The organism is Idiomarina aquatica (assembly GCF_003987185.1).
Lineage (GTDB): Bacteria > Pseudomonadota > Gammaproteobacteria > Enterobacterales > Alteromonadaceae > Idiomarina > Idiomarina aquatica.
Genome location: NZ_PIPS01000004.1, coordinates 291397 through 301593 on the forward strand (window position 1 = coordinate 291397; position 10197 = coordinate 301593).

At 49.8% G+C, this 10197-nt stretch carries 12 protein-coding genes and 1 rRNA gene; 4 read left to right on the top strand and 9 right to left on the bottom strand.

Features of this window, described 5'->3' with window-relative positions:
* Positions 1 to 35: 35 nt before the first annotated feature.
* Genes CWE23_RS12405 through lptM form a run of 6 tightly spaced genes read right to left on the bottom strand, consistent with a single transcriptional unit; the run spans position 36 to position 4617 of the window.
* Positions 36 to 821 (bottom strand): HAD-IA family hydrolase, encoded by a 786-nt coding sequence (locus CWE23_RS12405; protein ID WP_241970640.1) that lies wholly within the window; start codon positions 819 to 821, stop codon positions 36 to 38.
* A complete protein-coding gene (locus CWE23_RS12410) occupies positions 781 to 1680 on the bottom strand; it encodes a tyrosine recombinase XerC (RefSeq protein WP_105307586.1) in 900 nt (299 codons plus the stop codon). Before CWE23_RS12410 ends, CWE23_RS12405 begins: the two co-directional genes overlap by 41 nt.
* Positions 1667 to 2362 carry a DUF484 family protein gene (locus CWE23_RS12415; protein WP_105307587.1) on the bottom strand — a complete coding sequence of 232 codons (696 nt, stop codon included), beginning with the start codon at positions 2360 to 2362 and terminating at the stop codon, positions 1667 to 1669. Before CWE23_RS12415 ends, CWE23_RS12410 begins: the two co-directional genes overlap by 14 nt.
* Complete coding sequence (gene dapF / locus CWE23_RS12420) at positions 2359 to 3186, bottom strand: diaminopimelate epimerase (protein WP_105307588.1); 828 nt, start codon at positions 3184 to 3186, stop codon at positions 2359 to 2361. Before dapF ends, CWE23_RS12415 begins: the two co-directional genes overlap by 4 nt.
* Before the next feature lie 7 nt (positions 3187 to 3193).
* Positions 3194 to 4447 carry a diaminopimelate decarboxylase gene (gene lysA, locus CWE23_RS12425; RefSeq protein ID WP_105307589.1) on the bottom strand — a complete coding sequence of 418 codons (1254 nt, stop codon included), beginning with the start codon at positions 4445 to 4447 and terminating at the stop codon, positions 3194 to 3196.
* On the bottom strand, positions 4444 to 4617 hold the full coding sequence (gene lptM / locus CWE23_RS13955) for an LPS translocon maturation chaperone LptM (RefSeq protein WP_222842999.1): 174 nt from the start codon (positions 4615 to 4617) through the stop codon (positions 4444 to 4446). The genes lysA and lptM overlap by 4 nt, the downstream gene beginning before the upstream one ends.
* 88 nt (positions 4618 to 4705) lie before the next feature.
* Between lptM and hemC the strand changes: the two genes are divergently transcribed.
* Genes hemC through CWE23_RS12445 form a run of 4 tightly spaced genes read left to right on the top strand, consistent with a single transcriptional unit; the run spans position 4706 to position 8714 of the window.
* Positions 4706 to 5641, top strand: a complete 936-nt coding sequence (gene hemC, locus CWE23_RS12430) for a hydroxymethylbilane synthase (RefSeq protein ID WP_105307590.1) — start codon at positions 4706 to 4708, stop codon at positions 5639 to 5641.
* Positions 5634 to 6353 (top strand): uroporphyrinogen-III synthase, encoded by a 720-nt coding sequence (locus CWE23_RS12435; RefSeq protein WP_157982929.1) that lies wholly within the window; start codon positions 5634 to 5636, stop codon positions 6351 to 6353. The genes hemC and CWE23_RS12435 overlap by 8 nt, the downstream gene beginning before the upstream one ends.
* Before the next feature lies 1 nt (position 6354).
* Positions 6355 to 7557 (top strand): uroporphyrinogen-III C-methyltransferase, encoded by a 1203-nt coding sequence (locus tag CWE23_RS12440; RefSeq protein ID WP_157982930.1) that lies wholly within the window; start codon positions 6355 to 6357, stop codon positions 7555 to 7557.
* Complete coding sequence (locus CWE23_RS12445; RefSeq protein WP_126820424.1) at positions 7554 to 8714, top strand: heme biosynthesis HemY N-terminal domain-containing protein; 1161 nt, start codon at positions 7554 to 7556, stop codon at positions 8712 to 8714. The genes CWE23_RS12440 and CWE23_RS12445 overlap by 4 nt, the downstream gene beginning before the upstream one ends.
* Before the next feature lie 4 nt (positions 8715 to 8718).
* Here the strand turns inward: CWE23_RS12445 and CWE23_RS12450 are convergent, their stop codons facing one another.
* The 3 genes from CWE23_RS12450 to rrf form a co-directional block, all read right to left on the bottom strand.
* Positions 8719 to 9300, bottom strand: coding sequence for a YceI family protein (locus CWE23_RS12450; RefSeq protein ID WP_105307594.1), 582 nt, complete (start codon positions 9298 to 9300; stop codon positions 8719 to 8721).
* Between the two features lie 3 nt (positions 9301 to 9303).
* Positions 9304 to 9876, bottom strand: a complete 573-nt coding sequence (locus CWE23_RS12455; protein ID WP_105307595.1) for a cytochrome b — start codon at positions 9874 to 9876, stop codon at positions 9304 to 9306.
* A gap of 214 nt (positions 9877 to 10090) precedes the next feature.
* A 5S ribosomal RNA gene (gene rrf / locus CWE23_RS12460) occupies positions 10091 to 10197 on the bottom strand; the annotation flags it as partial.

The window sequence follows — 10197 nt, forward strand, 5'->3', positions numbered from 1 at the left end:
TCCTCTTTTAGCGGATTAAACCGCAAGTGTAATCGTCAACCACTGTATACGCAACCAGTGTCGAGCAGCTCGTGCAACTGCTGGAGTTGATTAAAACGGAAGGTCGGTAAGACACGCAATTGATCGAATGTCCCCAAACCACCACCAAACCAGCCGGTTTGGCAGCCGGCACGGTGTGCTCCCAGAATATCGGAGGTTGGATGATCACCAATGTGCAACAGTTCCTCTGCCGCGATCGAATAGTGCGCCAGCACCGCATCAAACATGTCGCGGTGCGGCTTGCCTCGCAACCCTTGAGTGGGCTGCACGATAATATCAAACCACTGACTTAGGCCGATACGCTGACAGTCGACATTGCCGTTACTAATAGCAGCCAAGCGATAACGTTGAGACAATTGTTGCAGCAATTGATGGGTTTCCGCAGCAACCTCAAAATCACTGCGATGCCGGTGAAATTGCTCCATCACTCGTTCAGCGGCACGCTCCGGATCTTTCACACCAGCCTCCGCAAAGCCTTCCCGCAGCGTGGTCAAACGCAGTAACGTCATGTTACTCGCGAGCTCCACGTTACGGGTCATCAACTGGTTCCGGCGTTGACGCCAGTGCTCCAGTTGCCAGTGCCGGGTCTGTGGATAATGTTGTTCGATGAAGCGCTGCACATTGTGTTCTGCAGCCTGCATGATCGGGACATTGTCGTACAATGTGTCGTCCAGATCGAAGCTAATAACCGAAAATCGTTTCAGTCGACGGTAGAAGCTCAGCGCCATAATTTGATGACCTTTATTTGCGTGTTCTGGTTGCCCTCGGGTGGGCTTTATCATAGACCTCAGCTAAACGCTTGAAGTCGAGGTGGGTATAAATCTGCGTGGTCGACAGATTGGCATGACCCAACAGCTCCTGTACCGCTCGTAAGTCACCACTGGCCTCCAGCATATGGGACGCAAACGAATGCCGCAATTTATGCGGATGCAGGTCGCCAACGATGCCCTGTTGCTGGCCCCAGTAATTAAGCCGTTGCTGCACCGTGCGCGGGCTGATGCGATTGAGTCGTTTGCTCACGAACAACGCCACCTCGGGTTTAGCCCCCAGCCAAGCAGTACGTACTTTATGCCAGCGCCGGATTGCTTTGATTGCATGCTGACCAACCGGCACAATCCGGGTTTTACTGCCTTTACCTGTTACCCGCAACTGACCCATGCGCAAATCAACCGAGTCCATATCCAGACTAACCAGCTCCGCCAGGCGGATACCGCTGGAGTAAAGCAGTTCCATCATCGCCGCATCCCGGACGGCCAGTTCATCATCGGGCAGATCCAATAGGTGTGTGATGCTATCAACATCAAGGTTTTTGGGTAGTCTTTTAGGTATTTTAGGCGCTTTTACCGACAAAGCCGGGTTATCCGCTAACGCATCATTGTGTAGTAAAAAGTCACAGAATGTTCGCCAGGCCGACAATTTTAACGCAATCGTTCGTTCTCCCAGGCCTTCCCGACGCCAATTGACTAACTGTCGCTCAAGCACCGCAACGGTTAACTGTTGCGGCTGCTCTATCTGTTGTGCGGCTAAACGCTCAATATCCTGGCATACCAAGCGTTGGTAATTTTTTAGCGTAAGGTCTGCGAGTCCGCGTTCACCGCGCAGATGATCAAGCCACTTTTGCTGCCAGTTAAGCAGCGTCATCGTTCACCAGTACTGTGGGTAACAGCGCACTGAGTAAGGCCTGTAATTGGGTGATAAGCAATTTGTCCATCGCTGGTTCAAAATGTCCGGCTTTGGCACTGCCGACCGCCAGCATACCGATATCGCCTTCTTTACCCAGCAGCAACAAAGCCACTGACGCTACCGACTCATCACGAAACAGCAGTTTATGTTCCTGCTCCGTCAGCCGACCGAGGTAAATCGGGTCATCGCTAAAGCGCTTGCTCAGTAATTGCTTATGCGTATCCGAGGCGAAGGTGTATTGTTCCTCCAACTCTATTGGGCTGTTAAAGAATTTTAACGACAATGCTGGCATGTTAAGTTGCGTTTCGAAGGTAAGCTGTAGCTCATCCAAAACTTGCGGTAACGTTCTGCAGTCGAGCAACCTTACATAAAGCTGACTGTAGGCTGTAAAGATTTCTTCATTGCGACGCGCATTAACCATCAATTCAGTGATTTCTTCTTCCAGCTCTTTTACTTTGCTGCGTAATTTTTGCTGCTGGCGTTCAACCAGAGACACTGCGCCGCGCTCTTCATGACGGAAACGCAGGTGCGTTAACAAATCGTCGTTATTCATAAAGAAGTCTGGATTTTCAATCAGATATTCGCGTATCAGCGAATCGTCAATGCGTTGCATAGCTTGCTTCTCGGGTTCTGTACTCATAACAACATTTGTCCATCAAAAATAAGTTCGGCCGGCCCCGTCATTTTAACTTGTTGCTCGGGCTGCCAGCGAATCACCAGTTTGCCGCCGGGCAATTCAACGGTCACCTGGTTATTTAATTTTTCCTGTTGCATACCAATCACGGCCGCCGCACAGGCACCACTACCACAGGCCTGGGTTTCGCCAACGCCACGTTCATGCACGCGTAAACGAATGTTATCGCGATCAACGATCTGCATAAAACCAACGTTTACGCTCTCGGGAAAACGGTCGTGGGCGGCAATCAAGGTGCCGAGTCGGTTTACCGGTGCGGTATCCACATCGTCGACCTCGATCACACAATGGGGGTTACCCAGCCCCATAACACCACATAACACCGTTTCTTCATTCGCTCTTAGCACATAGGTTTGCTCAGCTTTTTGCGCCTTGAATGGCACACTTGCCGGTTCAAATTGCGGTAACCCCATTTCCACCGTGACCTGACCATCTTTTTCCAGATGCAACACCAACTTGCCGGCTTTGGTACTGACCTTTAAATGGTTTTTGTTCGTTAGCCCTTTGAGGCGCACAAACTTGGCAAAACACCGGGCTCCATTACCGCACTGAGCAACTTCGCTGCCATCTGCATTAAAAATTCGATAATGAAAGTCGAGATCCGGATCGTACGGCGGTTCAACTAACAACAGCTGATCAAAGCCAATACCCGTGTGCCGATTAGCCCATTGTTTGATTTGCTCCGGATTGACGTAAAGGTTCTGGGTGACATTATCAACCACCACAAAATCATTACCTAGTCCATGCATTTTCGAGAACTGCAGTAACATCGCTGAGTTATGTCCTATCTAACAGTCGTTCGCCACGAATCAAGTCATCAAATGTTTCACGCGCCCGGATTAAAAAGCTATTAGCGCCATCGACCAGAACTTCGGCCGGCTTCGCCCGTGTGTTGTAATTAGAGCTCATGGTAAAACCATAAGCACCAACATGTTTAACCGCCAGCAGATCACCGCCAGTTATCGTTAAATGCCTTGCATGACCTAAAAAGCAGCCAGTTTCGCAAACCGGACCAACCACATCAACCAACTTGCCGCGGCCATTATTGGCTTCATCCACGGCCACAATATCATGCCATGCCTGATAGAGTGAGGGACGCAATAAATCGTTCATACCCGCATCGACCAGGGCAAACCGCTTATCATCGGTTTCTTTCAAGTATTCGACCCGCGTCAGTAACACACCAGCATCCGCAATAATGGCGCGGCCTGGCTCCAGCACCAACGTAAGCTGCGGATAGTTTTCAGCCATCTTCAGGACACCGGTAAGATACGCCTCAAGATCCAGCGACGCTGTACCTTCATAGCTGACACCGAAACCACCGCCCAAATCGAGGTGGGTCAGGGTAATATTTTCGCTCTGCAAACGCTCAACTAACTGAAACATACGCTCCGCCGCGTCCAGGAATGGCGCCGGAGTCATAATTTGCGAACCAATATGGCAGTCTGCACCAAGCAACTGAATATTCGGTAATTCATGCGCGCGGCGAAAGACCGGCATCGCATCCGCCATAGCGATACCAAATTTGTTCGCCTTCATGCCGGTAGCGATGTAGGGGTGTGTTTGCGCATCGACATCAGGGTTTACCCTGAGTGAAACCGGTGCCATTAAGCCTAGTTGCTGCGCAACCATTTGAATCCGCTCAAGCTCTGCCGCCGATTCAACATTGATGCAGCCAATCCCCTGCTGTAATGCAAACGTCAGTTCCTCTACCGACTTTGCAACCCCTGAGAACACCACCGATTCGGCTTTGCCACCGGCTTTCAGTACTCGCTTAAGCTCACCACCGGAGACAATATCAAAGCCGGCACCCTGGGCTGCCAGCAACTGCAAAATGGCTAGGTTACTGTTCGCCTTTACCGCATAACACAAGCGGTGCGGGGCTGGCCAATAACGCGTAAAACGTTGCCAGTTATCAAGCAATTGCGCCTTTGAATAGACATATAATGGCGTACCATACTGTTCAGCAAGCGCCGTAGCTGAACATTCTTCCAAATGAAATTGTTGTTTTTTAAAGTCAATAAACGTCATTGCGCTTCCAAGCTGTCTACTTTCGTTTCCGGTTCGCCTTGGGCAGGCTCATTCTGCTCTGGCAAAGGTTGAGGTTGCAGTGGGCCTTTTTGACCGCATCCCACGACTACAATCGCCATCATTAATGGTAGAATGGTTCGTGTTGCCTTGATTATAATTTGTTTGATCATCGCTAAACTATCGTTTCACTAAAAAATACAAGCTATGCGTATCATCGCACTGCGCGCACCAAATGTCATTAAGCTGTAGGGGTAGGATATGAGCAAAACCGTCAGAATAGCGACACGGAAGAGTAAGCTAGCCATGTGGCAAGCAGAGCATATACAAGCTCGCCTGCAGCAGTTATACCCGGAATTAACGGTAGAACTGGTGCCGATGTCGACTCGTGGCGATGTGATTTTAGACACTCCACTGGCTAAAATCGGTGGTAAGGGTCTGTTTGTTAAAGAGTTAGAGGCAGCTATGATGGAAGGCCGTGCTGACTTGGCGGTGCATTCCATGAAGGATTTACCGGTTGAGTTTCCACCGGGCCTCGAGTTACACACCATCTGTGAAGGTGAAGACCCGCGTGATGCCTTTGTCTCGAACACGTTCAAAAACCTTGACGAGCTACCGGCTGGTGCCGTGGTCGGAACCTGTAGTTTACGTCGTCGCTGTCAGATAAAAGAAGCGTTTCCGCAGCTTGAAATTAAAGATCTTCGTGGCAACGTGCAAACGCGCCTGCGAAAACTGGACGAAGGACAATTTGATGCCATTATTCTGGCCGCGTCTGGACTGATCCGGCTGGAGCTTGGCGAGCGCATTACTTCGTTCATTCCAGTGACACAATCATTACCGGCCAATGGACAAGGTGTTTTAGGTATAGAAGTCCGTAGTGATGACGACGAGATAAAACAATTGCTGGAACCACTTCAGTGTCAGCAGACGCGCTATCGCGTATTGGCCGAGCGGGCAATGAACCGCCGCTTGCAGGGTGGCTGTCAGGTGCCGATTGGTGCTTTTGCGGAAATCACAAACGATCAAGTTTATCTACGCGGCCTGGTCGGGGATCCCGATGGTCTGCAAGTGATTCGGGATGAGGTACGGGGCCCCGTGGAAGACGCTGAAGCACTCGGCATCACATTGGCTGAGAAGTTGCTGGCACAAGGCGCAGGCGACATTCTCGCCGCCGTTTATCAACAAGCTGATGAATAAGCTCCTCCTGATTCAACCGCTCGGCAGCCGACCACGATTATTGCAGCGGCTACAGGCTGCCGACGTCCCTTACTTTGAACAAAGCTTTATTGATATCCAAGCCCTTCGCCCGGCCGTAACTCACCTGACGACTACCGATGCTGTCATCTGGATCAGTAAAAATGCGGTTAAATACGCACTCGAAGCGGGTCTGAAATTACCGCGACAGGTTGCTATGTATGCCGTCGGTCCGGCCACCGCACAGTACGCATGCCAACAATTTAAACGGCCCTGCCAATGCCCAACGTTTGAACACAGCTCGGAAGGGCTATTAAAACTGCCACAATTGACCGACGTCGAAGCACAGCAGTGGTGTTTGATCAAAGGTAAGGGCGGACGCGAATTGCTTGCTGATAGCCTGGTGGCACGAGGCGCTTCGGTGCGTTCACTGGAAGTCTATCAACGGGTAAAAAAACCTTTATCAGATGCCGGGGTTGTGCAAGATTGGATGCAGCAGGTTAACAGGATCATGGTCAGCAGTGCCGAGCAACTCGCTTATTTTCTGTCTGAGTTGCCCCCCCACGCCGATGCCTGGCTGCGCAGTTGCCACTGGATTGTGCCAAGCGAGCGCCTGAGCCTGTTAATTCCTTTTGTGCAGGATGACGCGGTTACAGTTACGCAAAGTGCATCTGAAAACGCTATGATTAACGCATTACTGGAAGATGGAAACTGATATGACCGATGACAACAAACAACCGGAATCGCAACAACCCAAAACAAATGAGGTTGCAGAGCCGGTAAAGGATAGTAAGGCGTCCACGGAAAAGGGCAAAACCCGTACCACCAGCACGAGCAAGAAGCCCCGTGGGAGCAAGCTTAAACGTGCGTTTTGGTACCTGGTATTGGTCATCATAATCGCTACCATCGCCTGGATTGTTGTAGAACAGCCTTATAAACAGCTCGGCCTGGACTTATCCGACAAAAGCTCAGCAACCGACAATGCCAATACGCCGGCTGAGCGCTTTAATGCCGAACAACAAGTAAACGCATTAGCACAACGTTTGAACGCGGCAGAACGTCAGTTGAGACAGCTCAACCAGCAAACAGAGTCGTTCTCATCTGACAAGCAATTGGCCGCGCTGCAAGAGCAGTTGCAATCGTTACGTAGCGATCTTTCACAACAACGACAGCAGCTGAGTCAATTAGCGGACCAGTTACCGCAACAACAATTCGAACGCATGAGTCATTGGCGCCTGTTTGAAGCAAAACAAACGGTCAGTGCAGCAGCACGTTTGTTGTGGGGAACCGAAGATTATCGCAGTGCATTGGCGTTGTTAAAAATAGCAGACCAACAACTTGCCGGTATCGAGTCCGCTGCGGCAATCCAAATTCGCCAAGTGCTGGCGAGTGATATTGCCCGCGTTGAGGGTCGGTTGAGTTCGCGCCCGGATCAACTGGTATTAACGTTATCGGGTTTACAGCAACGCCTGCAGGAGTTGCCTAATCGTGTCGCTGAAAAGCGCCTTGATGAGCGTGCGACGGACAAGACTGTCTCAACCGACGCCGAAAATTGGCGTGAGAACCTACGGGCCAACTGGAACGATTTTCTGGATACCTTTATTCGTATCCAGCCTGCGACCAGTAATCCCGAACCATTGCTAAACGCGAGTGAACGCGATGCCATGACTCTGCGACTCGATTTATTAATGACCATGGCACAACACGCAGCGTTGCAGGATAACGCCTCGCTTTGGCGCAGTTATATTGATCAGGCACTGCCCCTCATCGACGCCCTAAAAGGTAACACCGATGCAGCCAACGACATCAAACAGCGTTTAACCGAGCTACGCCAACAACAACCCGGCTCAGACTCTATTGAACGACTGGATGCTCTGGAAGCATTAACCGCCGCGACAGAGCAAGGAGGCTTGCAATGAAGTGGTTAATCATTGTTTTTGCGCTGCTGGTTGCAGGCGCTATTCTTGGCCCGATTTCATCCGGCAATGCCGGTTATGTATTGGTGCAATTTGCGGGTTGGTCATTGGAAACGTCAGTAATTGCACTGGCCATCATCATGATTGTTGTTGCCGTGGCGATCAGTCTGATCTATGCCCTGTTTCGCGCTATTGCGTCGAAAACCAAAAAGGGCGGGCAATGGTTTTCCAAGCGCCGCGAGGGTAAGGCAGAACGACTGCTTGAACAGGGTCAGCTGGCGTTATTGCAACAGGATTATTTGGCGGCGCTGCAGGCGTTCGAGCAGGGCCACAAACAGCAACCGTCGACCCTCTTCGCGGCGCTGGCAAGTTACGCCGCACAGCAATGTGGAGAACTTGGTAAATCCGAGTTTTGGCGAGCTCAGGCTGGTAAAGCTTATGAGGAGGCCGATCGGGTCATCCAGATTAAGTATATTGAGTCCATTAAAAACAAAGAACCTGATGTCGCTGTGAAAAGATTGGATGCATTATTGGCTGCGGGCTTAGCCGATGCAGCTACATTACGACTGGCCGCGGAGCTCTACAAAGCCACAGGACAATGGCAAGCGTTACTGGAGTTGTTACCGAAACTGCAACAAGCCGGATTATACTCGGCCGATGAGTTTGACGAGCTCAAAAGCCGGGTTTATCAAAAGCGATTTATCGAGGAAGGTAAGAAGGGCGATAACGGCTTATACGATTATTGGCGTGCACTGGATAAAAGCTATCGCAGTGATGCCACGGTACGGCTCAGCTACGCAGCAGCGTTAACGCATTTCAATAAGAAAGAAGCGTGCGCCAAAGTCATTTATAAGGGGTTGAAACGCGGTGAGCTCAGTATCGAACAAGTTAACCGAAGCCATGTGTTAACCGCCAGCTATCCTAAGCTTGTCGAGTATATTCAAGATGCTCTTAAGCGCAATCCTCAGCATACGGGTTACATTCGCGCTTTGGCACAATTAGCTTATGACAGTAAGGATTATTCGCTGGCTCAGCGCGCATTGAAAAAACTCGTCGACAGTGAAGCTCGCAGCGAAGACTATAAGCTGTTGGGAGACATTTATAATGCGCTAGGAGACACTCAACTGGCTGCCAACGCCTACAAAAAGGCGTTGGCATGAGGTTTTACTGACGAACGCCTTCGATTGAGAAGAACAGTTCGACTTCTTTTGCTTCCGGACCCAAGTTGTAGTCAATATTGTAGTCGGCCAACGTTAGGTCGACTTCGCCTTCAAAGCCACGGCGAAAGCCACCCCAAGGGTCTTCACCCGCACCGGTATGTGCGACGTCGATGGCAATCTCTTTGGTGACACCGTTTAGAGTAAAGTTACCGTACAATGTACCCTCACCAGCATCATCCTCATCCGGAACATAGCGCGTACTTTCAAAGGTAGCTGTTGGATACTCTCCGACATTTAAGAAGTCATCGCTGCGCAAGTGCTTATCACGCTCGGCGTGGTTGGTATCAATACTGGACGTATCAATGGTTACCTGTATTGATGCGTTTTCCGGCGCATTTTCGTCATACGAAAAAGAACCATCGAACTTATTAAAACGGCCATACAACCAGCTATAACCAAGATGTTTTATCTTAAATTGGATAAACGCGTGTTGACCTTCAATATCAATTTTATAGTCTTCTGCAAAAGATGCGCTGGTAAACAACGCTGACCCAACAATTGCAGCTGCAATTAATGACTTTTTCATGGTTTACCTCTTATCGTTTGAAACGGATTTTGAAACAACGTTTGGAGAAATCATTTTTTTCAACGTTGGTTGTTTATTGATAACTTGATGCTTGACCGCCATAAGCGCATGTCCCGCTGCCAGAATCATCAAAACAACCGCCGCATACCAATGCACAAGTCCTGCGATATCCTCTTGGTTTTCAACACCGAAACTAATACCGGGAACATCGAACCAATCAAATACGCTAATTGCACGCCCATCTGCGGTTGAAATCATGTAACCGCTTAACATCACTACGAATAACATGAAATACAGTGCACCATGACCTAGCTTAGCCGCTTTCTGTTCCCATCGTTTTCCATCAGGATTGGGCACCCCGACAGCGACCTTCCAGAGTAAGCGAAATAACGTCAAAGCCAGTAACAAGATGCCTATCGACTTGTGCCACCAAGGGCCCAGTCGATACCATTCATCGTAGTAAGTGAGTGTTAACATCCACCAACCCAGAGCAAACATGGCGATCACAACCAGCGCTGTGGTCCAGTGAATCACTATACTCACCCAACCGTATTGGTTTGTCGTATTTTTCAGCATTGGGCGTCCTTTATGCGATTGATACAACAAATATAGTCTTATTATTTAGAAATAAAATGGTTAATTATCGGATATAGTTTTCGTATTTTTAGAACAATTAAGAAATATATGAGGAAGTAGAGAAGGGCGATCGTTCGGAGACGAGCCATTGCCGCGGGCCGAACAGGCATAAAAAAAGCCCCGAGCGTGAGCCCGGGGCTTTCCTTAATTTGAAGTCTGGCGGTGTCCTACTCTCACATGGGGAGACCCCACACTACCATCGGCGCTGGTATGTTTCACTTCTGGGTTCGGAATGGAGCCAGGTGGTGCCATACCGCTATG